The sequence below is a fragment of the Micromonospora humidisoli genome (assembly GCF_016900955.1).
GTDB lineage: Bacteria > Actinomycetota > Actinomycetes > Mycobacteriales > Micromonosporaceae > Micromonospora > Micromonospora wenchangensis.
This window is the reverse complement of the sequence record NZ_JAFEUO010000002.1, coordinates 988131-1014254: the sequence shown is the minus strand read 5'-3', so window position 1 is coordinate 1014254 and position 26124 is coordinate 988131. Positions and strand designations below refer to the sequence as shown.

22 protein-coding genes are annotated in these 26124 nt (G+C 73.6%); 11 read left to right on the top strand and 11 right to left on the bottom strand.

Annotated features, from left to right (window positions below):
- Window positions 1–88 precede the first annotated feature (88 nt).
- Both xylB and xylA read right to left on the bottom strand, forming a co-directional pair.
- Window positions 89–1570, bottom strand: a complete 1482-nt coding sequence (xylB, locus tag JQN84_RS10040) for a xylulokinase (RefSeq protein ID WP_204958046.1) — start codon at window positions 1568–1570, stop codon at window positions 89–91.
- A gap of 11 nt (window positions 1571–1581) precedes the next feature.
- Window positions 1582–2769: a xylose isomerase gene (gene xylA, locus JQN84_RS10035; protein ID WP_204958045.1), complete on the bottom strand. Its 1188-nt coding sequence runs from the start codon at window positions 2767–2769 to the stop codon at window positions 1582–1584.
- Window positions 2770–2842: 73 nt separating this feature from the next.
- Between xylA and JQN84_RS10030 the strand changes: the two genes are divergently transcribed.
- The 3 genes from JQN84_RS10030 to JQN84_RS10020 all read left to right on the top strand — a co-directional run bounded on the left by JQN84_RS10030 (window position 2843) and on the right by JQN84_RS10020 (window position 6950).
- Window positions 2843–4105 carry an ROK family protein gene (locus JQN84_RS10030; RefSeq protein ID WP_204958044.1) on the top strand — a complete coding sequence of 421 codons (1263 nt, stop codon included), beginning with the start codon at window positions 2843–2845 and terminating at the stop codon, window positions 4103–4105.
- Between the two features lie 182 nt (window positions 4106–4287).
- Window positions 4288–5910 carry a PP2C family protein-serine/threonine phosphatase gene (locus JQN84_RS10025; RefSeq protein ID WP_204958240.1) on the top strand — a complete coding sequence of 541 codons (1623 nt, stop codon included), beginning with the start codon at window positions 4288–4290 and terminating at the stop codon, window positions 5908–5910.
- A complete protein-coding gene (locus JQN84_RS10020) occupies window positions 5907–6950 on the top strand; it encodes a cobalamin B12-binding domain-containing protein (RefSeq protein ID WP_307821126.1) in 1044 nt (347 codons plus the stop codon). Before JQN84_RS10025 ends, JQN84_RS10020 begins: the two co-directional genes overlap by 4 nt.
- A gap of 11 nt (window positions 6951–6961) precedes the next feature.
- Here the strand turns inward: JQN84_RS10020 and JQN84_RS10015 are convergent, their stop codons facing one another.
- Window positions 6962–7471 (bottom strand): MarR family winged helix-turn-helix transcriptional regulator, encoded by a 510-nt coding sequence (locus JQN84_RS10015; RefSeq protein WP_204958223.1) that lies wholly within the window; start codon window positions 7469–7471, stop codon window positions 6962–6964.
- A 94-nt stretch (window positions 7472–7565) separates the two neighbouring features.
- On the opposite strand from JQN84_RS10015, the gene JQN84_RS10010 reads away from it, so the two are divergent.
- Window positions 7566–8699 carry a PP2C family protein-serine/threonine phosphatase gene (locus tag JQN84_RS10010; protein ID WP_204958042.1) on the top strand — a complete coding sequence of 378 codons (1134 nt, stop codon included), beginning with the start codon at window positions 7566–7568 and terminating at the stop codon, window positions 8697–8699.
- A gap of 39 nt (window positions 8700–8738) precedes the next feature.
- Here the strand turns inward: JQN84_RS10010 and JQN84_RS10005 are convergent, their stop codons facing one another.
- The 7 genes from JQN84_RS10005 to JQN84_RS09975 all read right to left on the bottom strand — a co-directional run bounded on the left by JQN84_RS10005 (window position 8739) and on the right by JQN84_RS09975 (window position 17219).
- Window positions 8739–10226: a sugar transferase gene (locus tag JQN84_RS10005; protein ID WP_204958041.1), complete on the bottom strand. Its 1488-nt coding sequence runs from the start codon at window positions 10224–10226 to the stop codon at window positions 8739–8741.
- Window positions 10227–10445: 219 nt separating this feature from the next.
- Complete coding sequence (locus tag JQN84_RS10000) at window positions 10446–12188, bottom strand: VWA domain-containing protein (RefSeq protein ID WP_204958040.1); 1743 nt, start codon at window positions 12186–12188, stop codon at window positions 10446–10448.
- Window positions 12189–12353: 165 nt separating this feature from the next.
- Window positions 12354–13385: a lactonase family protein gene (locus JQN84_RS09995; RefSeq protein ID WP_204958039.1), complete on the bottom strand. Its 1032-nt coding sequence runs from the start codon at window positions 13383–13385 to the stop codon at window positions 12354–12356.
- Between the two features lie 110 nt (window positions 13386–13495).
- Complete coding sequence (locus JQN84_RS09990) at window positions 13496–14098, bottom strand: GTP-binding protein (protein WP_204958038.1); 603 nt, start codon at window positions 14096–14098, stop codon at window positions 13496–13498.
- Complete coding sequence (locus JQN84_RS09985) at window positions 14079–14468, bottom strand: DUF742 domain-containing protein (RefSeq protein ID WP_145921423.1); 390 nt, start codon at window positions 14466–14468, stop codon at window positions 14079–14081. Before JQN84_RS09985 ends, JQN84_RS09990 begins: the two co-directional genes overlap by 20 nt.
- Window positions 14458–14877, bottom strand: a complete 420-nt coding sequence (locus tag JQN84_RS09980) for a roadblock/LC7 domain-containing protein (RefSeq protein WP_145921424.1) — start codon at window positions 14875–14877, stop codon at window positions 14458–14460. The genes JQN84_RS09985 and JQN84_RS09980 overlap by 11 nt, the downstream gene beginning before the upstream one ends.
- Window positions 14877–17219, bottom strand: coding sequence for a sensor histidine kinase (locus JQN84_RS09975; RefSeq protein ID WP_204958037.1), 2343 nt, complete (start codon window positions 17217–17219; stop codon window positions 14877–14879). The genes JQN84_RS09980 and JQN84_RS09975 overlap by 1 nt, the downstream gene beginning before the upstream one ends.
- Window positions 17220–17629: 410 nt before the next feature.
- On the opposite strand from JQN84_RS09975, the gene JQN84_RS09970 reads away from it, so the two are divergent.
- The 5 genes from JQN84_RS09970 to JQN84_RS09950 all read left to right on the top strand — a co-directional run bounded on the left by JQN84_RS09970 (window position 17630) and on the right by JQN84_RS09950 (window position 21785).
- Window positions 17630–18223, top strand: coding sequence for a hypothetical protein (locus JQN84_RS09970; RefSeq protein ID WP_204958036.1), 594 nt, complete (start codon window positions 17630–17632; stop codon window positions 18221–18223).
- 12 nt (window positions 18224–18235) lie between these two features.
- A complete protein-coding gene (locus JQN84_RS32550; protein ID WP_204958035.1) occupies window positions 18236–19144 on the top strand; it encodes a hypothetical protein in 909 nt (302 codons plus the stop codon).
- Window positions 19145–19343: 199 nt separating this feature from the next.
- Window positions 19344–21002 carry a sodium:solute symporter family protein gene (locus tag JQN84_RS09960; RefSeq protein ID WP_204958034.1) on the top strand — a complete coding sequence of 553 codons (1659 nt, stop codon included), beginning with the start codon at window positions 19344–19346 and terminating at the stop codon, window positions 21000–21002.
- Between the two features lie 31 nt (window positions 21003–21033).
- A complete protein-coding gene (locus JQN84_RS09955; protein WP_204958033.1) occupies window positions 21034–21339 on the top strand; it encodes a hypothetical protein in 306 nt (101 codons plus the stop codon).
- Between the two features lie 71 nt (window positions 21340–21410).
- Window positions 21411–21785, top strand: coding sequence for a hypothetical protein (locus tag JQN84_RS09950; RefSeq protein ID WP_204958032.1), 375 nt, complete (start codon window positions 21411–21413; stop codon window positions 21783–21785).
- Window positions 21786–21905: 120 nt separating this feature from the next.
- Here the strand turns inward: JQN84_RS09950 and JQN84_RS09945 are convergent, their stop codons facing one another.
- Complete coding sequence (locus JQN84_RS09945; protein WP_204958031.1) at window positions 21906–23720, bottom strand: glycoside hydrolase family 6 protein; 1815 nt, start codon at window positions 23718–23720, stop codon at window positions 21906–21908.
- A gap of 546 nt (window positions 23721–24266) precedes the next feature.
- On the opposite strand from JQN84_RS09945, the gene JQN84_RS09940 reads away from it, so the two are divergent.
- Together JQN84_RS09940 and JQN84_RS09935 are read left to right on the top strand one after the other, a co-directional pair.
- Window positions 24267–25352 (top strand): hypothetical protein, encoded by a 1086-nt coding sequence (locus JQN84_RS09940; RefSeq protein ID WP_204958030.1) that lies wholly within the window; start codon window positions 24267–24269, stop codon window positions 25350–25352.
- Window positions 25339–26076: a class F sortase gene (locus JQN84_RS09935; protein ID WP_204958029.1), complete on the top strand. Its 738-nt coding sequence runs from the start codon at window positions 25339–25341 to the stop codon at window positions 26074–26076. Before JQN84_RS09940 ends, JQN84_RS09935 begins: the two co-directional genes overlap by 14 nt.
- Window positions 26077–26124: the final 48 nt, after the last annotated feature.

Sequence of the window (26124 nt, the reverse complement as noted above, 5' to 3'; positions counted from 1 at the left end):
CCGGACCGTCCCGCCGGGGCGAACCGGGCGTCGGCCGGTGACCGGCCCCCGTGCGCCGGTCACCGGCCGACGTCGCCGGTCAGGTGGGTCACTCCCCGGGCACGGCCACCCGGTCCAGGGTGTGGTCGCGGGCCTGCGCGTACCGCTCACGGATGGCGGGGACGGGCTCCGCCGCGTACTCCTCGGTGTCCTTCGGTGCCCAGCTGGGCGGCGTCGCGCCGCCCAGGGCGACCCAGGCGGCCTGGCGGGCCGCGCCGTCGGCGACGTACTCCCCCGGCGGGGGCACCACCACGGGACGACCGAAGACCTGCGGCGCGATCCGGCGGACCGCCGCCGAGCGGGCCCCGCCGCCGACCAGGATCACCCGCTCGACCGTCGCGCCCTGGGCGACCAGCGCGTCGAGGCCGTCGGCCAGCGCGCAGAGCATCCCCTCCACCGCCGCCCGGGCCAGGTGCGCCGGGGTGGCGGTACGCAGGGTGAGGCCGTGCACCGAACCGGTGGCGGTGGGGCGGTCCGGGGTCCGCTCCCCCTCCAGGTAGGGCACCATGACCAGGCCGTCGGCCCCGGGCGGGGCGCTCAACGCCAGCTCGGACAGCGTGTCGAGGTCGACGCCGAGCAGCGTCGCCGCCGAGTCGAGCACCCGGGCCGCGTTGAGCGTGCAGACCAGCGGCAGGAACCGGCCGGTCGCGTCGGCGAACCCGGCCACCGCGCCACCGGCGTCGGCGGCCGGCGTGTCCGCCACCGCGAAGACCGTGCCCGAGGTGCCGATCGACACGACCACGTCACCCGGACCGGCACCGACGCCCAACGCGGCGGCGGCATTGTCCCCGGTGCCGGGGCCGAGCAGGATCTCCCCGGTGCCGGGCACGACGTCCCCGCCCGGAACCGCCTGCCCGCCCGCCAGCACGGCCGGGTCGAGTACGCCGGCCCGCTCGGCCGGACCGAGCACCGTGGGCACCTCGACGACCCGACCGAACGCCTTCTCCAGCAGGTCGGGACGGTACTGCCCGGTCACCGGCGACCAGTAGCCGGTGCCGCTGGCGTCACCCCGGTCGGTACGCAGCGCCGTCAGGTCGGGAGCACCCGCCAACCGCCAGGTCAGCCAGTCGTGCGGCAGGCAGACGGCGGCGACCCGGGCGGCGTGCTCCGGCTCGTGCCGGGCCAGCCAGCGCAGCTTGGTGGCGGTGAAGCTGGCCACCGGGACCAGCCCCACCGCGTCGGCCCAGAACCGGCGGCCGGTTTCCCCGCCGCCGGCCTCGGCGATCAGCTCCCGGGCCGCGTCGGCGGACCGGGTGTCGTTCCACAGCAGCGCCGGCCGGACGACCTCGCCCGCCTCGTCGAGGCAGACCATGCCGTGCTGCTGACCGGCGACCGACACGGCCGCCACGTCGGCCAGCCCGCCGGCCGCCTCGACGGCGGCCAGCAGGGCATCCCACCAGGCCCGTGGGTCGACCTCGGTGCCGTCCGGGTGCGGCGCGCGGCCCTCCCGGACCAGCGCGCCGGTCTCCGCGTCCCGGATCACCACCTTGCAGGACTGGGTGGACGAGTCCACCCCGGCGACGAGCGGCATGCCGGGCCGCCTCAGCGCGCGCCGAGCAGGTGCTCGACGGCGAGCTGGTTGAGCCGGACGAAGCCGAAGCCCTTCGCGGCCGTCGCGTCCACGTCGAACTCCTCGAACGCGGACCGGTCGGCGAGCAACCCGGCGTAGCCCTCACCGTCGCCCAGCGTCGGGCTGCCCAGCTCGCCGACCTTGCTGGCGGCGAGCGCCTCGACCACCTCCGGGTCGGCCCGGAACGCCGCCGCCCGCTCCTTGAGCAGCAGGTAGGTCGCCATGTTGGCCTCGGCCGACGCCCACACCCCGGCGATGTCCTCGGTGCGGGAGGGCTTGTAGTCGAAGTGCCGCGGGCCGTCGTACGCCGGGCCGCCGTTGGGGCCGCCGTTCTCCAGCAGGTCGACCAGGGCGAACGCGTTCATCAGGTCGCCGTGGCCGAAGACCAGGTCCTGGTCGTACTTGATGCCGCGCTGGCCGTTGAGGTCGAGGTGGAACAGCTTGCCCTGCCAGAGCGCCTGGGCGATGCCGTGGGCGTAGTTGAGGCCGGCCATCTGCTCGTGCCCGACCTCCGGGTTCAGGCCGACCATCTCGGGCCGCTCCAGCTCGGAGATGAACGCCAGCGCGTGCCCGACGGTGGGGAGCAGGATGTCGCCGCGCGGCTCGTTCGGCTTGGGCTCGATGGCGAACCGCAGGTCGTAGCCCTGGTCCACGACGTACTGGCAGAGCACGTCGACGGCCTCGCGGTAGCGGTCCAGCGCGGCCCGGATGTCCTTGGCCACGTCGTACTCGGAGCCCTCCCGGCCGCCCCACATGACGAAGGTCTTGGCACCCAGGTCGGCGGCGAGGTCGACGTTGCGCAGCACCTTGCGCAGCGCGTAGCGGCGCACGTCGCGGTCGTTGCTGGTGAAGCCGCCGTCCTTGAACACCGGGTGGGTGAACAGGTTGGTGGTGACCATCGGCACGACCAGGCCGGTCTCGTCGAGGGCCTTGCGGAACCGGGCGAGCTGGGCCTCCCGGGCGGCGTTGTCGGCACCGAACGGGATCAGGTCGTCGTCGTGGAACGTGATGCCGTACGCGCCCAGCTCGGCGAGCCGGTGCACCGCCTCGACGGCGTCCAGCTCGGGGCGGGTGGCGTCGCCGAACGGGTCACGGGCCTGCCAGCCCACCGTCCAGAGCCCGAAGGAGAACTTGTCGGCGGGAGTGGGACGGGGTGCCATGGCAGACCTCCGGTGAGGATGATGATGGTGGCGGTGGGTGGATGACCCGCAATTTGTTCAGTGGTTGAATTAAATGGCCGTGCTGTGGCACTGTCAAGGGGTGACCGAGACCCGGACCGCGGGCGCGGTCCGCCAGGGAAGCCTGCGCGAACTCAACCTCGCCGTGGTGCTGCGGCGGATCGCCGACACCGCCCGGCCGCCGTCGCGGGCCGAGATCGCCGCCGACACCGGCCTGACCCGCGCCACCGTGTCGGCGGTCGTCGACGACCTGATCGCCGGCCGGCTGGTCACCGAGGCCGACCCCGCGCCCCGTACCGGCGCCGGCCGGCCCGCCCGGGGGCTGCTGCTCGGCGACACCGGCCCGGCCGGGCTCGGCCTGGAGGTCAACGTCGACTACCTCGCCGCCTGCGTGGTCGACCTCACCGGCGCGGTCCGGCACCACGAGGTGCGCCGGATCGACCTGCGCCCGCTCTCCCCCGCCGACGCGCTCACCGACCTGGTCGCCCTGGCCCGGCGGGCCCGCGCCGCCGCCGACGCCGCCGGACTCGGCCTGGCCGGGGCGGCCCTGGCCGTGCCGGGGCTGGTCGACGCGCGTGGCCTGGTCCGGCTCGCCCCCAACCTGGGCTGGCGGGACGTCGACGTGCCGGCCCTGCTCGCCGGCCACCCCGACCTCACCGACCCGGTCGACGGGGTGCCGCCACTGGTGGTGGAGAACGAGGCGAACCTCGCCGCGCTCGGCGAACTGCACGCCCGCCCCGGCGGCCCGCAGAGCTTCCTGCACGTCTCCGGCGAGATCGGCATCGGTGCCGGGATCGTGCTCGACGGGGCGCTGTTCCGGGGTTCCCGGGGCTGGAGCGGCGAGCTGGGTCACGTACCCGTCGATCCGGGTGGCCCCACCTGCCGCTGCGGGGCGCGCGGCTGCCTGGAGACGTACGCCGGGCAGGAGGCCGTGCTGGTCGCGGCCGGGCTGGCCGGGGTGGACCTGCCGGCCGACACCGCCGCCCGCCGGCTGGCCGACCTGGCCGGCTCCGGCAACCCGGCCGCGCTCGACGCGCTGCACGCCGCCGGCACCGCACTCGGGGTGGCCGTCTCCGGGGTGGTGAACCTGCTCGACCTGGACACCGTGGTGCTCGGCGGCGGATACGCGACCCTCGCGCCGTGGCTGTGCCCGCCGGTGCTGGCCGAACTCGACGCCCGGGTGCTCACCAGCGGATGGTCCCCGGTGACGGTCCGCCCGGCGGCGCTCGGGGCCGAGTCCGCCGCCGTCGGCGGGGCCGGCGCGGTGGTCCGGCGGATCATCGCGCGACCGTCCGGCTGGCTCTCCCGCCCGGGCTGACCCGGCTTCCTCGCTGGCCGATCGTCGGCCCACCTCGGTACGCTTTCCCTCAGGCAACGATCCCCTACCGAGGAGAGCACTACCAGCATGCGCAGAGGTCGACAGACCGACGCGCCCGGCGACCGGCGGTGACGAAGACCCACCGGGACGGGCACGCCGGCCCGGTGAGCGGAGGCGGACAGGTGTCCCGCGCGCCGGCCCACCCGTCGCCGGACGGCCCGCTGCCGGCCGACCCGCAGCTCGCCCGGGAACTGCTCGACGGGCTCGCCGAGGCGGTGGTCACCACCGACCGGGCCGGGCGGGTCACCCTGGTCAACGCGATGGCCGGGCAGCTCCTGCCCGAGCTGACCCCCGGCACCGACCTGGCCGGGGGCACCGTGCCGGCGCTGGCCCGCGCGGTCACCGGCGACGCCGCGACGTTCGACGCCGAGCACCGGGGACGCCGGCTGCGCGGGGTCTGCCGCCCCCTGGCCGGCGGGGGCTGCGCCTGGTACGTGCGCGACGTCACCGACGAACACGCCCGCACCGACGCGTTGCTCGCCGAGCGGTCCCGCACCGCGTTCCTGGCCCGGGCCGGCAGCCGGCTCGGGCTCTCGTTGCACCGCGAGCAGACCCTGCGCAGCACCGTCACCCTGCCCGTGCCCTACCTGGCCGACGCGGCGCTGGTCGTGCACCGGCCCCCGCAGCCCGGCGAGGACGTCCCGCACTGGCTGCGCTACGCCGACGGCGACCCCGGCCCGGTCGGTGGGGTCGCCGACCCGGAGCTGACCGGCGCGGTCCCCGGGCTCGTCGAGGCGCTCAGCGGCGCGACCACCGACCCCAGCCCCTGGCTCGACGCCGAACTGGCCGACCTGGACGCCGTGCTGCCGCCGGAGTTCGGCCGCCCCGGCACCGTGCTGATCAGCCCGATGCCCAGCGCCGGCGGGCCAGCCGGCGCGCTGGTCCTGGTCCGCCGGGTCGGCCGGCCCGGCTTCGACCAGCGCGACATCGAGCTGGCCCGGGAGTTCGCCGCCCGGGCCGGGTCCGCGGTCGCCGCCGCCGAACTCTACGGCGAGCAGGCCCACCTGGCGCGGGTGCTCCAGCACAGCCTCCTCCCGCCGGAACTGCCCCCGGTGCCCGGCGTCACCCTCGCCGGCGGTTACCGCTCCGCCGGGGACAGCCTGCGCATCGGCGGCGACTTCTACGAGGTCTTCCCCACCGCCACCGGGGCCCTGTTCGCCCTCGGCGACGTCTGCGGCAAGGGGGTCGGCGCGGCCGTGCTCACCGGCCGGGTACGCCAGTCGTTGCAGACCCTGCGGCTCGTCGAGCAGCGTCCCCGGGAACTCGTCGCCCTGCTCAACCGGGCGTTGTTCGACTCCCCCGACGCCGCCCGGCGCAGCCAGTTCACCACCCTGCTGCTGGGCAGCACCGAACCGGGGGCCGACGGCGGGCTGCGGGTCCGCATCGCCGGCGGCGGGCACCCGTCCCCGCTGGTGGTACGCGCCGACGGCAGCATCGTCGAGGCCCGGGTGGGCGGGATGCCGATCGGCGCGTTCGCCTCGGCCACGTTCGTCGAGGTGGAGGTACGCCTCGCCCCGGGTGAGCTGCTGCTGGCGTACACCGACGGGGTGACCGAGGCGCGCGGCGGCGCGGCGGCCGTCGAGATGTTCGGCGAGCAACGGCTGCGGCAGGCGCTCGCCACGGTGGCCGGCCTGCCGCCCGCCGCCGTGGTCGACTGGCTGCTCCAACTCGTCGACGAATGGCTGGACGGGGAGAGCCACGACGACATAGCGATGCTGGCCGTCCGCGCGGCGGACCCGGCGTGAGCCGACCGGACGGGCCGGCCGCCACGGACCCGGGCCCGCCGGCCGGGCCGGCAGTGGTGGGGCCGGAGGTCGTCGCGGCGTACCTCGACTGTCTGGACCGGGCCGACCTGCCCGCCGCCACCGCGATCGCGACCGGCCTGCTGGACGCCGGCTCGTCGGTGGCCGACGTGCTGGTGGACCTGGTCGCCGCGACCCAGCGCGAGGTGGGGCTGCGCTGGCTGACCGGCCGGTGGAGCGTCGCCCAGGAGCACGCGGCCACCCACGTCAGCGAGCGGGTGGTCGAGGCGGTCGCCGCCCGCAGCGGCCCGACGGGGGCCCGCGGACACGTGGTGATGGCCTGCGTCGAGGGCGAGTGGCACGCGCTGGCCGCCCGGATCGTCGTCGAGGTGGTCCGGGCCGCCGGTTGGCGGGTCACCTTCCTCGGCGCGAGCGTGCCGGTCCGGCACCTGGTCTCCTACCTGCACCAGACCGGCCCGGACGCGGTGCTGCTCAGCTGCGTGCAGCCGAGCCGGTTGATCCGGGCGGGGCGCATGATCGAGGCGTGCCGGGCGGCCGGGGTGCCGGTGGTGGCCGGTGGCCCGGGTTTCGGCCCGGACGGCCGCTGGGCCGCCGCCGTCGGTGCCGCCGCCTGGGGGGCGACCGCCCGGGACGCGGCCCGGCTGCTGGCCGGCCCGCTGAGCCCGACGCCGACCACCGGTCCCGTCCCGGCGGCCGGCACCGACGAGTACGTCGCGGTGCTGCGTCGCCGCCGTGACCTGGTGCAGCTCGTGCTCCGCGAGGTCGCCCCGGAGCCCGACCGGGTCGAGGAGGTCGCCGGCGCGGTCGCCCAGCTGGTCGACGCGCTGGCCGCGGCGATCCGGATCGGCGACCCGGGGCTGCTTGTCGAGTTCGTCCGCTGGCAGACGGAGGTGCCCGACGCCCGGGACGGCGTCCCGCTGCTGGACACCATGCTCCGGGTGTGCGCCGCCGCGCTGACCGAGCACCCGCACGCCGGGGACTACCTGCGTCAGGCCCGGACCCTGCTGACCACGCCCCGGTGACCGCCTGCGGATCAGGCCGAACGGGCCGCCGGGGCACCGTTGCCCGGCCGGGCCCGGATCGGTGGGGGCGGTGCGGACGGTAACTCGACCACCGGTCCGCCCTCCCCTTCCCGGGCCCGCGCCACCCGGTCGAACTCCACCAGGCCGCGCAGCAGCGCCCCCCGGCCCTCGCCGCTCATCCCGGCCAACACGGCGTCGAGCCGCTGCCGGCGGTCCCGGCGCAGCTCGGCCAGGAGCCGGCTCGCCTCCGGGGTCAGGTGCAGGGCGATCTCCCGCCGGTCCGACCGGCCCGGCTCCCGCTCCAGCATGCCGGCGGCGACCAGCCGGTCACAGAGCCGGCTCGCCGAGGAGAGCAGCATGTTGAGCAGGGTGGCGAGCCGGCGCAGGTTGATCCCGTCGTGCCGTTCGACCACCATGACGGCACGTAACTGCGCGCTGGACAGCCGGCTGGTGGTGCTTTCCCGGGCCGCCTCCCACACGGAGAGCAGGGCCCCTGTCGCGGCGTCCAGCTCGGCGGCCATACTCACGTCTGGTCCGTCAGGACCACTTTCTTCGGCCATGGTGGGCCCGAGACTACCCCCCGTACCAGGGGATCTGCGCTGTCAGGAGGCGTGCATGAGCAGCGGACCCGAATGCCGGGCCCGACGGGTGCTGACCGAGTCACCCGCGGACCTGCTGCTGGAACGGCTCGCCGACGAGTTGGGGCGGTCCTACCGGATCACCGACGTGGCGCTGTTCCAGGTCGACTACCGGCTGTCGGTGCTGCTGCCGCTGGGTGGCGGCGACCCGCTGACCGGGCCCGGTCACCCCGCCTGGCGCTGTTACGACCATCAGCAGCCGGTGCTCTCCGACGGGGCCGGCTGGTTCCCCGTCGGCATGCGGGGTGAGCGGCGCGGGGTGCTGCGGTTGACCCCGGTGCCCGACGACCGGACGGCGGTCGAGGAGCTGACCCGCATCGCCACCGCCCTGGGGCACGAGTTGGCCGCGGTCACCGCCGGCACCGACGTCTACCGGGCCTCGCGCCGGGCCCGGCGGCTCACCCTCGCCGCCGAGATGCAGTGGGAACTGCTGCCGGGGCGCAGCCGGGACCGGCCCTCGTTCCGCCTCGCCGGCCAGCTCGAACCGGCGTACGCGGTGCGCGGGGACAGTTTCGACTGGTCCGACGACGGCACCCGGCTGTGGCTGTCGGCCATCAACGGCACCGGTGAGGGGGTGGCCGCCTCGATGCTCACCGCGCTGGCCACCCACGCGTTGCGCAACGCGCGCCGGGGCGGGCTGGCCCTCGCCGACCAGGTCGCCCTCGCCGACCAGGCGGTCTACGCCCTGCACCGGGGCGAGCAGCACCTGTCCGCCCTGGTGATGGAGCTGGACCTGGCCACCGGGGTGCTGACGGCGGTGGACGCCGGGTCGCCCCGGCTGGTGCTGCTGCGCGACGGCGAGGTCAGCGAACAGGCGCTCGACAAGCAGTTCCCGCTGGGCATGTTCGAGGGCACCGACTACCAGCACCAGAGCTTCGAGCTGCGCCGGGGCGACCGGCTGTTCGTGCTCAGCGACGGCGTGATCGACGCGACCGGGCAGCACGTCCGGTACGGCGAGACGGCGCTGGACCGGTTCCTGCGGCGTACCGGCCCGATGACGCCGCTGGACGCGGTCCGCTCGCTCATCGGTGACCTGCGCGCCTTCGTCGCCGGTGACCTGGTCGACGACGCGGTGGTGGTCTGCCTGGACTGGACCGGTCCGCAGGAGTGAGACCGGCGGGCCCGGCGCGTGCGACGCCGGGCCCGGCGGTCAGTACGCGCCGCGCCCGCGCAGCACCGCGCCGAAGGTCTTCCACAGAATGGTCAGATCGGCGGCGAGCGACCAGTTCTCCACGTAGTAGAGGTCCAGCCGGATGCCGTCCTCCCAGCTGAGGTCGGACCGGCCGCTGACCTGCCAGAGTCCGGTCATGCCCGGCTTGACCAGCAGGCGGCGGGCCACGTCACCGTCGTAGCGGGCCACCTCGGACGGCAACGGCGGGCGGGGGCCGACCAGGCTCATCTGGCCGAGCAGCACGTTGACCAGCTGGGGCAGTTCGTCGAGGGACCACTTGCGCAGCAGCCGCCCGATCCGGGTGACCCGCGGGTCGTCGCGCATCTTGAACATCAGCCCGTTGGTCTCGTTGCGGGCGACCAGCTCGGCCAGCAGCGCGTCGGCGTTGACCACCATGGTGCGGAACTTCAGCACCCCGAACTCCCGGCCGCCCTGCCCGACCCGGGTCTGCCGGAACAGCACCGGACCCCGGCTGTCCAGCTTGACGGCCAGTGCGATCAGCGCCACCAGGGGCAGCAGCAGCGCCAGCGCCACCGCGGCGGCGGACCGGTCGACGAACTCCTTGACCAGCTTGCGGGCCCCCCGGAACTCCGGTGCCTCGACGTGGATCAGTGGCAGGCCGGCCACCGGCCGGGTGTGGATGCGGGGGCCGGCGACGTCGGTGAGGGCGGGGGCGACGACCAGGTCGATCCCGGTGCCCTCCAGCTGCCAGCCCAGCCGACGCAGCCGGGTCGCGGTCAGCTCGCCGGACGCGGTGACCGCGACGGTGTCCGCGCCGATCGCGGCGGCGGCCTCCGGGATGCCGCGCAGGGAACCCACCACCGGTACGTCGCTGAGCCGCTGCGGCACCGGGGCGAGCAGCGCGTCGGGGATGCACGCGCCGACCACGTGGTAGCCGGCGTACGGCTCCCGGCGCAGGGTGTGCACCAGTTCCAGCACGTGCGCGGTGTCCCCGACGACGAGGACCCGCCGGGACCAGCCGTCGCCCCGGCAGCGGGCCCGGTGCAGTGCCTTACGGGCGGCGAACCGGGTGGCCACCAGCCCGATCGTGCCGACGGCGAAGGAGATGCCGAGGAAGCCCCGGGAGACCCCGACGTCGAAGATGTAACCGGCGATCGCGACCCCACCGGCCAGGCGCAGGCTCGCCCCGCTGACCCGCCGGTACTCGTCCGCGCCGTAGCCGAGCACCCGGTCGTCGTAGCAGCGCAGCGCCTTGAGTGAAACCAACCAGACCAGCACCAGGGCCGGTGCCACCACCACGTACGGGATCTCCGAGCCGCGCGGCACGGCATCGCCGAAGCGGGTGGCGTAGCCGGCGAGGACCGCCAGCGACAGCACGGCGGTGTCCAGCACCACCAGGGTGCGGACGTAGCTTCGCTGGTTGGCCTGGGAACGAGTACCCGCCGATCGGCGACCGGGCGCCGACGGCGGGGTACGGACGGGCGTGGACAGTGTCGCCGAGGTCACCCAACCTCCCCCACATCACACTTGTCGGCTCCGAGCCTGAATGCTCACCTCTGGAGGGGTCCGCCGGCCGGAGCGCTCCCGACATCCTGCCCCACAATGATGCTCACCTATTGCTTCGGACGCATTACTGTCAGTTTTCTTTCGCCGCCGGAGTGGGGAAATCCCACCATGGCACCAATTCTCACCGGATGCAGTGACCCATGTGCACTGTGCGAGGGATCAGCGCGGTGCGTTCGGGCGCAGCGCGATGGCCTTCAGGAAGATGTCACCGATCTTGGACGGGTCCTCGGTGACGAAGGCGCCGCCACCGGTGACGTTGGTGATCGACTGGAGTTCGGTCTTGGAGACCTCGCTGCCGATGCCGATGATGACCACCTGCACCGGACGCTCCGGGTCGTTGAGCTGCTTGAGCCGGCTGATCAGCGCGCTCTGCGAGATGCCGTTCTTGTCCTCGTTCTTACCGTCGGTGAACAGCACCACCGAATTGACCCGGCCGGGTTCCCAACCGTCCTGGACCGTCTTGTACGCCGCCAGCATGGTGTCGTACAGACCGGTGTCGCCGCTGGACGGGCGGATACCGGCGAGCCCCTGCTCCAGCTTTCCCCGGTTGCCGGACAGCGGGCTGATCGGCTCGATCTCCCGCCAGTCCCGCGAGCCGACCAGTTCGGTGGAGAACGTCCACAGCCCGATCGACCAGGAGTCGTCGAAGAGGTTCAGGCCCCGGCTGGCCGCCGCCACGGTCACCTGCTCCCGGCTGGCGTTGTTGGCCGACGGGACGGCGGCCTTCATCGAGCCGGAGACGTCGATGACGCAGAGCATCCGCCCGGACTGGGTGGCGATCGACCAACCGGAGACCGCACGGTCTATGGCCACCGGATCCAGGCCACCGGCGGCGGTCCCCCCGGACGGGGGTACGGCCGTACCGCCGCCGGCCGGGCTCGGCGCACCCTGCGGCGCCTTGAAACCGTCGCCCCAGTTGCCGTCCGGGGCCCGCAGCGACTGCACGGCCAGCCGGTTCTTGAAGCTCTGCGTGGTGAGCAGTTCGAAGAGCACCTTCGCGGCCGACGCCTTGGCCTGGTCGATGCCGGGGAGCACCGCGTACGGGTAATCCAGCGGCATCGGCGACGGCTCCAGGTAGAGCGCGGCCAGCGGGATCGGCGGCTTGGTGTTGTTGTAGGCGATGACGTCCTCCTCCGACAGCGCGGCGGCACCGAGCGCGCTGGCGATGGAGGTCGGGTCGTTGGAACGCGGGAACCGGGCCAGCAGGTCCTGCCGCAGCGCCGAGCGGCCGGTGGCCAGCGCCCGCAGCGCGGCCGTGGTCGCCTGCTGGGCGTCGCCGCCCCCGCCGCTGGCCGCGGCGGTCAGGGAGAGCAGGCCGGAGAGCCCGGCGGCGTCCTGGGTCGGCTCGACGATGCCGGCCCGTAGCGGCTTGTCCCCGCGTACGGCGCGCAGCATGTCGTTCCAGGTGAGCTTCTTCTCCGGCCAGCCGAACTTGGTGCTGGCCACCGGCTGCGGCATGGCCACCACGACGGGGCTGCGGGCGATCGACGCGCCGTTGCCGGGGGCGAACGCGGTGGCGCCGCCGCTCTTGAGGCGCAGCAGCCAGGTCGACGAGTCCGGAATCCACACGTCGGGCGTGACCGCGGTGCCGCTGGCCTGCCCCACCCCGGCGAGGCTGGCCCCGTGCTTGCTGGCCACCGCGGCGGCCACCTCCACCGGTTCGGAGGCGGTGACGTTCACCTTGATGCAGGTGCCACCGACCGCCGCCCCGTCCGTCGTCCACTGGGCCGCCGCCGCCTCGACGGCCGGCGCGACCTCGGGCGCGGCGGCCACGGCGAGCTGGATCTCCCCTGAGCAGGACGGTCCGGCCAACTGCTGGTAACCGACCCAGGAGCCGCCGACCACGACGACGAGCGCGGTCGCCGCCAGGGCGGCGCCCGCTCCACGGATACTTGAACGCATGCGATGGCGGCCAGACACGCTGACCATCTTGCGTATCTCGTTCGCTTTCTGCCATGACCGTTCGGACGAAAGTTACGCAGGAGAAACAGTTGATCACTATTTCGGTACCCTGAGTAACTAAATCGTCTCGTGACGTGGCACCGATCCACCCCGGACGGACGTGTGTCAGGGCAGTACGCAGGTCGGACTCCCGGTGGCCACCGGCTCACCCACCGGCGACGGCACGCCCGACTCGGGGTCGACCCAAAACACCCGGATCATGTCGGCCCGCTCGTCGGCGACGTACAGGTGCCGACCGGCGAACGCGAAGTGCCGGGGCCACTCCCCGCCGGTGTCGACCTCGTCGACCAGCCGGGGCAGTTCCCCGTCGAGGGCGAAGACCGCCACCGTGCCGACCCCCCGGTTGCCCAGGTAGAGGAACCGGCCGTCCGGGCCGACCGTGATCTCCGACGGCTGGACGTGACCGGCCCGCCCACTGGCGTCCACCCGGCCGAGCTGGTGCAGCGCCCCGTCGGCGGTCAGCTGGTAGGCGGTCACCGTCGCGTCCAGCTCACCGGCGAGCCAGCAGCGCCGCCCGTCGGGGTGCCGGGCCAGGTGCCGGGGACCGGTGCCCGCCACCGTGTGCACCCGGGGGGCGCGCGGGGTCAGCCGGCCGGTGGCGGCGTCCAGGTCGTACCGGTAGACCGAGTCGGTGCCCAGGTCGACGGCGAGCAGCGGGCCGACGCCGGGATCGGGCGACACCATGTGGCAGTGCGCCCGCTCCTGCCGCTGCGGGTCCGGGCCGTGCCCCTGGTGGACCACCAGGTCGGTACGGTCCCCGGGCACCCCCTGCCCGTCCAGCGGCAGCACGGCGACGCTGCCCCCGCCGTAGTTGGCCACGAAGAGGTGCCCGCCGTCCGGGGCGACCGCCAGGTGGGCCGGCTCGGCACCGCCCGTCGACCGGACCCCCAGCGGGGTCAGCCCGCCGTCGGGATCGACCGCGAACGCGCTCACCTGCCCCTCGGGCAGCTCGTTGACCGCGTAGAGCACCGGCCGGGACGGATGCCGCACGAGGAAGGACGGCGCCGGGGTCACCGCGACCGTGCCGAGCGGGGTCAACTCCCCCGACTCGGGGTCCCGCCGGGCGGCGACGATGCCCTCGCCCCGCCCACCCGTGTCCGCCGTGTAACCGCCGATGTGGACGATCGTCCCCGTCACCGGACCACCCCTCCGCCGAATCCCGTCGTCGCTTCCCAGGCTTCCCGCAATCACCCGCCGGCATCCCTGGTTTCCCGGGTTTTCCTCACCCGGCAGCGGCGCGGGGCCGGTCAGCCCACCGGGACCGGTTCGCCGCGCTGCCGGGCCACGTGCTCGACCAGCGAGATCAGCACCAGTTTGCCGGACTGCCGGTCCCGGGCGTCGCAGAGCATCACCGGCACCTCCGGCTCGATGTCCAACGCCTGCCGCACCGCGTCCACGCCGAACCGGCGGGTGTCCTCGAAACAGTTGACCCCCACCACGAACGGGATGCCGCGCTGCTCGAAGTAGTCGATCGACGGGAAGCAGTCGGCCAGCCGGCGGGTGTCGGCCAGCACCACCGCGCCGAGCGCGCCGAAGGCCAACTCGTCCCAGAGGAACCAGAACCGGTCCTGCCCGGGGGTGCCGAACAGGTAGACCTGGAGATCGTCGGTGATGGTGATCCGGCCGAAGTCCATCGCCACCGTGGTGGTCGACTTGCCCTCCACCCCGGACAGGTCGTCGGTGCCGATCCCGGCGTCGGTCAGCACCTCCTCGGTCTGCAACGGCCGGACCTCACTGAGCGCGCTCACCAGCGTCGTCTTGCCGGCGCCGAAGCCACCGGCAATGAGGATCTTGAGAGCCAGCGGCAGCCGGTCCGCTGATGAGTCGCGATCAGAGCGCACGTAGTCCACTGACCACCGCCTTGAGAATGTCGTCGTCGGGAAGGCCGGCGGCGGCCGGCGGTTCGTGCACGGTGACCAGCCCACGGGCGAGCAGGTCACCGAGGAGGACCTGGACCACCCCGAGGGCGAGATCCAGGTCGGCGGCGAGATCCACCACCGCCACCGGCTGCCTGGCGCACTCCACCAGCCGACGGTGCTCGGGTTGCAGCCCCGGCTGGCCGTACGGGTCTACGCCCGCCGCGGCCAGCACGAACGCCACCAGGTCGAAGCCGCCGACGGCGGGCCGCACCCGGCCACCGGTGAGGGTGTACGGGCGTACCACCGGGCCGGCCGCGCCGTCCAGCCACTCGTGCTGGTGACCCGGCTGCTCAGCCCGCATCGGCGAGCCCCGCCGCCCGCGCCGGGGCGGTCAGGTTCTCGCCGACCCGGACGACCAGCATCGCCATCTCGTAGGCCACCAGGCCGATGTCGGCGTCCGCCGCGCAGGCCACCGCCAGGCAGGCGCCCTGCCCGGCAGCGGTCACGAAGAGGTACGCCTCCTCCATCTCCACCACCGTCTGCCGGACGCCACCGGCGGCCAACTGCCGGCTGGCCCCCTTGGCCAGGCTGGAGAAGCCCGAGGCCAGCGCGCAGAGGTGTTCGGCGTCGGCCCGGTCCAGCCCGGCGGAGGCACCGAGCAGCAGACCGTCGGCGGAGAGGACCACGGCCTGCTGGGCCGCCGGCACCCGCTCCACCAGTTCGTCGAGCAACCAGCCGAGATCGGCGTTCTGCCGTGTCGTGTGCACCACTAGGCGTCCCTCTCAGTCGCGGTCGGATCGGGCGTCGGCACCGGGCCGGCCGACGACGGGGATGCCCCGGCGTCGGACCGCCCCGGGTCGCCGCCCGCGGTCGGGGTGGGCCGGGCCGGCGGGACCGGGTGGACGCCGCTGCTGTCCAGCCGTCCCCGGGTGGTGCCGGCCTGTAGGGCCGACATCTGCCGCCGTACCTCCTCGGGGGAGCGGGTGGTGGTCGGGTCGGGGCCGGCCGGCGGGCGCGGCGGACGGGCCACCGGGCCCCGGCGGCGGACCCGGCGGGGCAGGCCGTCGCCATCGACGGCGGCCTCCACCGACGAGGTACGGGCCGGGGCGAACGGCAGCACCGTCTGGTCCGGTCGCTCCCGGGTGGTCCGGGTGGTCCGCGGTCGGGGCAGGGTGGTCAGCCGGGTCACCGACGCGGCCGGACGGTCCCGGGTCGGCGGGGCGATCGGCGGCTCCTCGGTGATCAGGTCGGCCGGCAGGCGCACCAGTGCGGTGAGCCCGACCGGCGTCCCGGTCCGCAGGGTGACCTGGACGCCGTGCCGGGCGGCCAGCCGCGAGACCACGAACAGGCCGAGCCGGGCGCTGTCGGCCGGGTCGAACTCGGGCGGGGTGGCCAGTCGGCGGTTGGCGTCCTCCACCGCCTGCGGCGTCATCCCGAGCCCGTGGTCGGTGATCTCGACGAGGTAGCCGTCGACGACCGGCGCCCCGGTCACCTCGACCCGACGCTCGGGCGGGGAGAAGGCGGTCGCGTTCTCGATCAGCTCGGCGAGCAGGTGGATGACGTCGGCGACGGCCCGGCCGAGCAGCCCGGCCGGCTCGACCCGGCCGATGTCCACCCGGTCGTACGCCTCGACCTCGGAGATCGCGCCGCGCAGCACGTCCAGCAGGGCGACCGGCTGCCGCCAGCCCCGGCCCGGTGCCGCCCCCGCCAGGATGACCAGGTCCTCGGCGTGCCGGCGCAGCCGGGTCGCCAGGTGGTCGACGCGGAACAGCTCGGCCAGCTCGTCCGGGTCTTCGGCGCGACGTTCCATCCGGTCGAGCACGGCGAGCTGCCGGTGCACCAGACCCTGACTGCGCCGGGCGAGGTTGAGGAAGACCTCGTTCAGCCCCCGCCGCAGCGTCACCTCGTCGATCGCCGACCGCACCGCCACCCGGCTCACCTCGGTGAACGCCCGGCCGACGTCACCGATCTCGTCCGCGCCATAGGACAGCGGCGGGGCCTCCCGGGCGACGTCGACCTGTTCGCCCCGGCGCAGCCGGGCCACCACGTCGGGCAGCCGGTGCCCGGCCAGCTCCAGCGCGGCGTTGCGCACGGCGGACAACCGGCGGGCCAGCGTCCGACCGACCCGGATGGCGACCAGCAGCGACACCCCGATCGCGACGAGGCCCAGCACCCCGGCGACGCCGAGGCGCAGCAGGATCGTGACGGCGACCGGCACGGACCGTTCGGCCAGCCCGTCGGCCTGGCTGAGTTCGAAGTCACGCAGCTCCTGCTGGACGGCCGCCTGGCTGGCCTGCCAGGCCGCCGGGTCGATCGGCGGGAGGCCGGACGGCCCGGCGCTGAGCAGCTGCTCCTGCATGGTGCGGAGCCGGACGAACGCCTCCCCCTCCACCAGCCGCTGGTAGGCGGCCCGGTCGGCGGCCGGCAGGTCGGCCACCGCCGACTCGGCGAGGAACCGTTCGTTGGCGATGGTCTGCACCAACCGCAGGTGCTCGCCCTCGGTGAACCGGCCGGCGACGAACGCCCCGGCGAGCATCGCGTCGGTCTGGCCGAGCAGTTCGCGGGAGCGGCCGACCGCGGTCAGGGCGAGCGCCTGCCGGTTCAACTCGGCGTCGGGCAGCGCCGCCGTCGCGGCGAACGCCTGGAAGGCCGAGGAGATCATGCCGCTGTACAGGCCGATGGCACCGGCCCGGTCGACCTGCCGGCGGTCGATGAACCCCCGACCGGCCGGCAACGCCTCCAGGGCGGCGCCGAGCGCGTCGAGCCGGGCGTTGAGCAGGTCACCGGCGGCGTCCCGCAGTGCGTCGCCGGCCATCATCCGACGCAGCTCGACGATCGCCTCGTCGGTGCGTCGCCGCTGGTCGGCGAGGGCGGGCAGGGTGCCGGTGCCGGCCAGTTGGATCACCGAGGCCCGCCGCTCCCGTTGCAGCTCGGCCACCACCCGCTCGCCGGGGCGGCCGAAGTCCGACAGCAGGGTCCGGGCGGCGAGCAGGTCGAGTGCCGGCCCGAAGGTCAACGTGGTGGCGAAGATCCACAGCGCCAGGAGGGCGGCCACCGGGGTGACGACCAGGGCGGTCAGCTTGGCGCGGATCGGCCAGTCGCGGGTGTCCATGAGTCCTCGCCCGGGCGGGAGTGTCGGCGGTGTCGCCGGCACCGACCGGGCGGTTCCGGCATCGATGCCGGGCACCGGCACGGCACCTCGGGCAGGATACGTAATCCTGACGCTCAGCACTACCGTGCGTCTCCCGGCGTCACCGCTGCGTCGCTGCCCCGCCCCGCCCCGGCCGGCCGGCACCTGACCTGGCCGCACCCGGGTTGATCAGGCATTGGCGGGGGCCCGCACCGACCCCGGGCCGGCCTGCGGACCGATGGAAAAATGTGACCGGATTTCCACCTGATCGGCCCCGGACGCACGTCGTGGCCCCTTCGTCCCGGTCGGGATCGGCGTGGGCGGAGGAAATTCGCCGGATCGGGATTGGTGATCAGTGCGGGGAGGGAATACCGCAGGGCGAAGGAGGAGCCATGTCGCCCACGCAGATAGTCCTACTGGTTCTCGCCGTACTGGTGGTGGCGGCGCTGGTCGCCGTGGCCGTGGTGGCCAACCGCCGACGCGCCCTGCGGTCCCGGTTCGGCCCGGAGTACGACCGGGTGGTCGCGGAGCAGGACAGCCGCAGCGCCGCCGAGCGGGAACTGCGCGAGCGGGAGCGCCGCCACGCGGAGCTGACGCTCACCCCGCTCGGCCCGACCGAGCGGGCCCGGTACGCCGCCGCCTGGGAGGAACTCCAGGTCCGCTTCGTCGACGCGCCGGCCGAGGCCGTCGGGGACGCCGACGAACTGGTCAGCCGCCTGATCGCCGACCGGGGCTACCCGACCGGGGAGTTCGCCGAGCAGGCCGCGCACCTGTCCGTGGAGCACGCCCGCACCCTGACCCACTACCGGGAGGCGCACGAGATCCGGCTGCGCAACGAGCGTGGCGAGGCCGGCACCGAGGATCTCCGGCAGGCCGTCGTCCACTACCGCGCCCTCGTCGCCGACCTGCTCGGCGAGGAGCCGGTCGGGCAGCGCCTCCCGCAGCAGCAGCACCCGGACAGCCCGCAGGACGCCACCACCCGCTGAGGAGACACCGCCATGCGCCAGGACGAGCAGCAGTTGCCCACCGAACACCCCGAGGTCGTCCGGTCCACCCCGGTGGCGGTGCCGCCACCGGACGCGGCCGACACCGTCCCCGTCGGCCGGCACGCCACGGCCCGCGACGACCGGGACCGCGACGGCGTCGACGACCGGGACGCCATCGACCACGACGACGACGGCATCGACGGCGACGGTTTCGACGACCGGGACGGCTTCGACAACCACGACGGCTACTACGGCCCGCGGGACGACGACGGCTTGCCCCTCGGCCGCCCGCGCTCCCGTGACGACGCCGACCTGGCGACCGACCGGGAGACGCCGGCCGGCACCGACCCGGACGGGGACCGGCGGCCGGAGTTCCACGAGCCCGCGCCGCCGCCCACCACCTTCGGGGCGACCAGCGTGGGCGACGCGGTGGCCGCGTCGGCGCTGGCCGGTGGCCGGCCGCAGGACGAGCGGGACGCCCGGGACGAGGACCTCGCCGTGCCCGGTGACGGTGCGCCTGGGCGGACCGAACCGTTCGACGACGAGCGGGCCGACCCGACCGCGGCGGACCGGATCCACGACCGGGACCACCACTCGACCGGGACCGCCGGGGCGGACGCCGACAGGTCGACGGGCGCGAACGTGCCCAGCGACGCGGCGACGCTGTTCGAGGCGGACGCCGCGCAGGGCTTCCGGGACCGTTGGCGTGACGTGCAGCTCCGGTTCGTCGACGACCCCCGGGGCGCGGCCGGCGAGGCGCAGTCGCTCGTCGAGGAGGCGATCACGGCCCTCGCCGAGGCGCTCGCCGCGCAGAAGGAGAAGCTGGGCGGCTGGCAGGGTGCCGACGAGGCCGACACCGAGCAGCTCCGGGTGGCCGTCCGGCGGTACCGCGACTTCCTGGACCGCGTGCTGGGCCGCTGAACCGCCGCGCGGACGGCCCGCCGGCTCCGGACCGGACCACCCACCACCCACCTGCGTCGACGCCCCGGCCGGGCCACTCCCGGTCGGGGCGTCGACGGTTCGCCCACCGATCCGACCCGGACCTCTGGCATGAAAACCCGCACGAGGGGTAATAGCGCGCCCGGCGAGCGTCGACGGCGCATCGGAAGGGTGGCGGACGATGGACGGTGCCGGGCTCAGACTGAACATGAACGTGCTGGATTACGGGATCCTCGCGCTCTACTTCGTCACCGTGCTCGGGGTCGGCTTCGCCGCCCGCCGGGCGATCCGTACCAGCGTCGACTTCTTCCTCTCCGGGCGTTCGCTGCCCGCCTGGGTGACCGGCCTGGCCTTCGTCTCGGCCAACCTGGGCGCCCTGGAGATCATCGGGATGGCCGCCAACGGCGCGCAGTACGGCATCATGACCGTCCACTACTACTGGATCGGCGCCGTACCGGCGATGATCTTCCTGGGCATCGTGATGATGCCGTTCTACTACGGCTCCCGGGTGCGCAGCGTCCCGGAGTACCTGCGGCTGCGGTTCAACCGCCCGACCCACCTGTTGAACGCGATCAGCTTCGCGGTCGCCCAGGTGCTGATCGCCGGGGTCAACCTGTACGCGCTGGCGCTGATCATGCAGGCGCTGCTCGGCTGGCCGCTCTGGCTGGCGATCGTCGTCGGGGCGGCGATCGTGCTGGCCTACATCACCGTCGGCGGGCTCTCCGGCGCGATCTACAACGAGGTGCTCCAGTTCTTCGTCATCATCGCCGGGCTGGTGCCGATCACCGTCATCGGCCTGGTGAAGGTCGGCGGCTGGTCCGGCCTGATGGACTCGGTGCGCGACTCCAAGCTCGGCGAGGCCGGGCTGCACGCCTGGGAGGGCACCGGCAGCACCGCCAACCCGCTCGGCGCGCACTGGCTGGGCATCGTGTTCGGGCTCGGGTTCGTGCTCTCCTTCGGCTACTGGACCACCAACTTCGCCGAGGTGCAGCGGGCGCTGTCGGCCAAGAACATGAGCGCCGCCCGGCGTACGCCGATCATCGCCGCGTACCCGAAGCTGGTCATCCCGGCGGTGACCGTGATCCCGGGCCTGATCGCGCTGGTCACCGTCAAGGGGCTGGGGGCCGAGTCCGGTGACCTGGTCTACAACAACGCGATTCCGCTGCTGATGCGCGACCTGCTGCCCAACGGTGTGCTCGGGATCGCGGTCACCGGCCTGGTCGCCTCGTTCATGGCCGGCATGGCGGCCAACGTCAGCGGCTTCAACACCGTCTTCACCTATGACATCTGGCAGGCGTACGTCCGCAGGGAACGCTCCGACGAGTACTACATCCGGATCGGCCGGATCGCCACCGTGGGCGGGGTGGTGGTGGGCATCGGCACCGCGTTCATCGCCGCCGGGTTCAGCAACATCATGAACTACATCCAGGCGCTGTTCTCCCTGTTCAACGCCCCACTGTTCGCCACCTTCATCATCGGCATGTTCTGGAAGCGGATGAGCGCGCTGGCCGGTTTCTGGTCGCTGCTGGCGGGCACCCTGGCCGCGCTGGCGACCTACCTGCTCTACAAGGCCGGCGTGGTGGACTTCAACTCCGACCTGGAGGAGAGCTTCTGGGGCGCGGGCATCGCCTTCGTCACGGTCGCCGTGGTCGCCGCGGTGGTCACCCCGCTGACCCGTCCCAAGCGGGCCGAGGAGTTGCAGGGTCTGGTCTACGGGATGGGTGGGATCGACCTGAAGGGCGACGTGCTCGCCGGGGACCAGGTCTGGTGGCGGTCGCCGGTGCTGCTCGGCGCGATCGCGCTGGTGCTGGCCGTGCTCTTCTACATCCCGGTCTTCTGAGCCCGGTCCGTCACGAGAGGGAGGCGCAGACGTGGACCAGCACAGCGAACGCGCGAACGACCCGCAGGTCGTCGAGACCGAGAACGAACGCAAGCGGTCCGCCGCCGCCCGGCTGTTCGACATCCGCCGGGTCATCGGTGGTCTCTTCGTGGTGTACGGGGTGATCGTCGGCCTGGTCGGTCTCTTCGACTCGGCTGCCGAGATCGACAAGGCGCAGGGCGTCCGGATCAACCTGTGGGCCGGGCTGGCGATGCTGGCCTTCGGGCTGTTCATGCTGGCCTGGCAGTGGCTGCGCCCGGTGGTGCCGCCCAGCGCCGAGGAGGCCCGGGAGGTCTGATCCGCCCGGCATGGGGTCGCCCGGACGGGGTACCCGGGCGCGGGAAGCGTCTGGGACAGGAGGGCGGCACCATGACCGACCGTGACCCGAACCGACCGTTGGAGGAGCGCCCCGAGGTGGCCGCCGCGGTGGACGACGACTCCACCGTGCCGCGGTTCTCCCGGGGCGGCGCCGGTCCGGCCGATCCGGCTTTCGTCGCGCCGGGTGACCAGTCCGGTGGTGCGACCGAGGAGCTGATCGGTGACCCGTACGCCGCCGGCACCGGGGCCACCGGAACCGGCACCGGGGCCGGTGGGGACAACATCCGCACCGGGGCGGAGCAGCCCTGGGAACCGGAGGACCTGGTCATGGCGCGCGGGCAGGACCTGACCCGGGAGAACCTGGAGCGGGCCCGGCGTGACCTGGCCGAGATGGGTCGGGCCGCGGTGGAACGTACCGTCCCCTGAGGCCGGCGAGACAGCGGCCCGGCACACGGGTGGGCCCCCGGCCCGACCTCTCGGTCGGACCGGGGGCCCGGGTGCGCCCGCCGCGTCAGTGCCTCACTCCAGCCGCGGCGGGCTGGTTCGTCAGAGCGCCGGGTAGGCGTTCTTCATGAGCTCCTGGAACTGCGCGGAGAACCAGGCGCCGGAGATCGGAGCGTTGGGCAGCGCGCCGCTCATGCTGTTGCCGTTGCGGGCGTTACCGGTGTAGGTCGGGTCGCACATCCGGTCGAAGCCCTTGCCCTCGTTGTTCGGGATGAGGGAGCTGGAGCCGTCGGACTCACCCGGGGGCTTCACCCAGACGTAGGCGTCGATGCCCGGCTCGGGGTTGGCCTTCGGCCGCTCGCCGAGACCCGCACCGGCCTGGTTGCACCAGTTGCCGGCGTGGAACCGACGGTCGACACGGCCGCCGTTGACGTAGGTGTCGACGCTGGTCGTCGCGCCCGGGCCGGTGGGCCGGGCGGTGCCGCCCCAGCCGTTACGGGAGGTGTCGATCAGCATGCCGATGTTGCTGTTGAAGCCGACCGAGATCAGCTTGGTGCGGAACGCCTGGGCGAACGACAGCTCGTCGACGTAGTAGTTCCAGTCGATCCACTTGGACTGGCGGACGGTCTGGCCGTTCACCGAGTCGGTGATCTTGATGTACGGCTCCTTCAGGGCGGAGTAGTTCGCCGTGTTGGTGATGAAGCCGTGCACGTTGTTCACGGTGCTGCCGGAGGCGACGGCGGCGGTCTTCAGGATGTCGGCGGTCGGGCCGAAGTTGGTGTCCCAGCCCAGCCAGCCGTGGTGACCGGCGTCGATGTAGTTGTAGACGTTGCCGATCGGGCCCAGCTTCGCCAGGGCGTAGCCGACGCCGTTGACGTACGCGCCGTTGGCCTTCACCACGTCACACTGCACCGTGCCACCGGCGTTGCCGGAGGTGTTGGTGACCAGGTTCGGCAGCGAGTCGATCTCGATGATGTTGATGATCCGCAGGCTGGCGTACTTGGCCTGGCTCTGGATCGCGGCGATCGGGTCGATGTACTCCGCCTTGTAGCGCGGCAGTTCGTCGGCGGCCAGCTCACCGTTGGAGGCGAGCGCCGAGCAGTCCCGGCCGGGCAGGTTGTAGATCACGAACTGGATGTAGCCGGCACCCTGGGCGAGGGCGGCGTCCAGGTGGTCCTTGACGCCCATCGCGCCGTTGGAGCTGCTGTCCGGCGTGCCGTTGATCGCGGCGATCCGGTCCAGCCAGACGGCGGTCGGGTTGTTGGAGACCCGGCTGCCACCGGCCTCGGCGTCCGCCTTGGCCTTCCACTCCGGGTTCACGTAGCCCTTGACCCCGGCGTAGGGGTTGTCCACCTTCTGCCCCGGCGGGGGCGTGGTGGGCGGAGGCGTCGTGGGCGGCGGGGTGGTGGGCGGAGGCGTGGTCGGCGGAGGCGTGGTGGGCGGCGGGGTGGTGGGCGGAGGCGTCGTGGGCGGAGGCGTCGTCGGCGTGACACCGCCGCAGACCACCCCGTTCAGGGTGAACGAGGTCGGCTTGGGGTTGCTGCCGCTCCACGAGCCGTTGAACCCGAGGGTGGTGCTGCCGCCGCGACCCAGCGAGCCGTTGTAGGACTCGTTGGTGGCGGTCACGTTCTGGCCGCTCTGCGACCACTTGGCCGACCAGCCCTGGGTCACCCGCTGGCTGCTGTTGGGGAAGGTGAAACCGAGGGTCCAGTTGCTGATCGGGTCACCCACGTTGCGGATGGTGACGTTGGCGGTGAAGCCACCGGACCAGTCGTTGGTGGTGTAGTCGATGCTGCACTGGGTGGCGGCCTGCGCCGCGGTGACCGGGAGGGTCACCAGCCCGCCCGCGACCAGCACGCTCGCCCCGGTGAGGGCGAACGCCCGGCGTCGGGCGGACAGACTTCTCCACAGATTCATGCCTTTTGCACTCCTTGGGCGAGACCGGCACCACGAGGGGACCGGCAAGTGGCGCGTGAGCGTCCTGGGGTACGGACGACCCCGGCGCCAACGGGACATCTCGGGGGGTGCCCGACCCGGGGGACGGGCGTGGTGGTGGTGAGCTTCACCGGCCCGCACGGACCGGTCGGCGGCGACGTCGTCCGGTGCACCGGTTGCCCTCGACCTCTGCCGTGCGCGGTGTGGCTCCCCGAACCGCGTGCAGCGATTCTTGCATGGGAGCGCTTCCATGGCAATGGCTCGATACTTCGCGGCAACCTGGCCGCAACGCCCGGATCGGCATCCGGGCCGCTACGAGCCTATCTCCGCCCAGCTCGGCCGCGAGCGCCCCGACCGCGCAGCCGGGCGGTAATCCCGACACAAGCGGCCCAGGGGCCTTATGGGTCGCATCATCGGTAAAGCCGAAAACACGAATCTTTCCCCGAATAAGTCGTGAAACCGTCTAACGTCGGTCATAGCTCGACTGTCGTCGGGCTCAGGACAACAGGGGATGGAGTGACGCAGGTCATGGCTAACAAGATGCTCGGGAAGGTTGTCGCGGGTGCCGCTCTCGGTGGCGCGTCCCTTCTGGTGTTCACGCCGGGGATCGCGTTCGCGGACGGTCACCACGACGGCGAGAGCCGGGACGGCAAGGTCTTCGCCAAGCCGCACGTCGTCAAGCCCGGCGAAGAGGTCAAGCTCATCGAGATCTGCCCGGAGGCGCAGGAACACGCCTTCGTCTGGTCCAAGGTCACCGGCAAGGTCAAACTCAGGCCCGCCGACGGCCGCGGCGAGGAACACGGCGGCTGGAAGGACGACGAGGGCCGGGACGAGGACCACGGCAAGGGCGAGGACCACGGCAAGGGCGAAGAGGGCAAGGGCGAAGGCCACGGCAAGCCCGACGAGGGCAAGGGCCCCGACGACAACGGCCCCAAGCCGCAGCCTCCGGCCGAGGGCGGCCAGCCTCCGGCCGAGGGCGGCCAGCCTCCGGCGGACGGCGGTCAGCCCCCGGCGGGCGGCCAGGGCGGTGGCTTCATGGCCGCCGACCAGGGCCCGGACCACGGCGGCAAGCCCGACGAGGGCAAGGGCGACGAGCACGGCAAACCCGACGAGGGCAAGGGCGAGGAACACGGCAAGCCCGACGAGGGCAAGGGCGAGGAACACGGCAAGCCCGGCGAAGGCAAGCCCGACGAAGGCAAGCCCGACGAAGGCAAGGGCGAGGAACACGGCAAGCCCGGCGAGGAGTCCGGCGAGCACGGCTGGGACGAGGAGTCCGACGAGGGCGACTGGCAGGGCCACGAGGGCTACGGCCAGGAGGACGAGTACGGCTACGGCAAGGACGAGGGCGGCTGGGAGCACAAGCGGGACTTCGTCTACTACGGCGAGGCCAAGGTCTCCTGGGACGCCCGTCCGGGCCGGTACGAGCTGAACGGCTCGTGCGGCGAGGGCGAACTGGTCGTCCTGCCGAAGGGTCACGTCGACGGCGGTGACGGTGGGATGACCACCACCGACGCCGACCGGGGCATGGTCGCCGGCGGGGCCGGCATGATCGGCGCGGCCGCTCTCGGCGGCATCGTGCTGATGCGTCGGCGTCGGGCCGATGAGCTCGGCTGACCCGACGGCGACACGGGCCGGCGGCCGTCACGGGAGACCGTGGCGCGCCGCCGGCGCGGCCGTCGTCGTCCTCCTCGCCATGGCCGGCTCCGGCCTGATCGGCGCGTCGATCCGGACCACGCCCCCGCCCCGTCCGCCGCAGCCGGCGGCCCAGGCCGCGCCGCACACCACCCCGACGGACGCCCCGGCCGGGGACACCGGGCCGGTAGACGACCCGGACGCGCAGGTCCCCGCCGACGCGAGCGTGCCGCCGGGCCCCGCCCCGCTGCCCCGCTCCGCCCCCACCACGATCCTGATTCCCAGGATCGGGGTCGACGCGGCGATCATGCCGCTGGGCACCAACCCGGACGGCACGGTCCAGGTGCCCCCGCTGGACCAGGCCCAGCAGGCCGGCTGGTACGAGCCGGGGGCCAGCCCCGGCGAGACCGGCAACGCGGTGATCGTCGGGCACGTCGACTCGGCGCAACTCGGGCCGGCGGTCTTCTTCCAGCTCGGCTCGCTCCTGCCCGGCGACACCGTCGCGGTGGCGCGGGCCGACGGCAGCACCGCCACGTTCACCGTCGACGAGGTGCGGTCGTACCCGAAGACGCAGTTCCCCACCGACCTGGTGTACGGCCCGAACGACCGTCCCGGGCTGCGGGTGGTGACCTGCGGCGGCCAGTTCGACCAGGCCGCCGGCAGCTACCAGGACAACGTGATCGTCTTCGCCACGCTGACGTCCTGAGCCGGCCCGCGACCGGCCACCACACGATCGCGCCCGTGCCGGGGGTCC

Coding starts and splice junctions, on each gene's coding strand:
- xylB (WP_204958046.1), bottom strand. CDS start 1,570: ATGCCGCTCGTCGCCGGGGTGGACTCGTCCACCCAGTCCTGCAAGGTG.
- JQN84_RS32550 (WP_204958035.1), top strand. CDS start 18,236: ATGCGCCAGGACGAGCAGCAGTTGCCCACCGAACACCCCGAGGTCGTC.
- JQN84_RS09950 (WP_204958032.1), top strand. CDS start 21,411: ATGACCGACCGTGACCCGAACCGACCGTTGGAGGAGCGCCCCGAGGTG.
- JQN84_RS09935 (WP_204958029.1), top strand. CDS start 25,339: ATGAGCTCGGCTGACCCGACGGCGACACGGGCCGGCGGCCGTCACGGG.
- JQN84_RS10030 (WP_204958044.1), top strand. CDS start 2,843: ATGGCCGTGCTGTGGCACTGTCAAGGGGTGACCGAGACCCGGACCGCG.
- JQN84_RS10000 (WP_204958040.1), bottom strand. CDS start 12,188: ATGCGTTCAAGTATCCGTGGAGCGGGCGCCGCCCTGGCGGCGACCGCG.
- JQN84_RS09940 (WP_204958030.1), top strand. CDS start 24,267: ATGGCTAACAAGATGCTCGGGAAGGTTGTCGCGGGTGCCGCTCTCGGT.
- JQN84_RS09945 (WP_204958031.1), bottom strand. CDS start 23,720: ATGAATCTGTGGAGAAGTCTGTCCGCCCGACGCCGGGCGTTCGCCCTC.
- JQN84_RS09975 (WP_204958037.1), bottom strand. CDS start 17,219: ATGGACACCCGCGACTGGCCGATCCGCGCCAAGCTGACCGCCCTGGTC.
- JQN84_RS09960 (WP_204958034.1), top strand. CDS start 19,344: ATGGACGGTGCCGGGCTCAGACTGAACATGAACGTGCTGGATTACGGG.
- xylA (WP_204958045.1), bottom strand. CDS start 2,769: ATGGCACCCCGTCCCACTCCCGCCGACAAGTTCTCCTTCGGGCTCTGG.
- JQN84_RS10010 (WP_204958042.1), top strand. CDS start 7,566: ATGAGCAGCGGACCCGAATGCCGGGCCCGACGGGTGCTGACCGAGTCA.
- JQN84_RS09985 (WP_145921423.1), bottom strand. CDS start 14,468: ATGCGGGCTGAGCAGCCGGGTCACCAGCACGAGTGGCTGGACGGCGCG.
- JQN84_RS10015 (WP_204958223.1), bottom strand. CDS start 7,471: ATGGCCGCCGAGCTGGACGCCGCGACAGGGGCCCTGCTCTCCGTGTGG.
- JQN84_RS09970 (WP_204958036.1), top strand. CDS start 17,630: ATGTCGCCCACGCAGATAGTCCTACTGGTTCTCGCCGTACTGGTGGTG.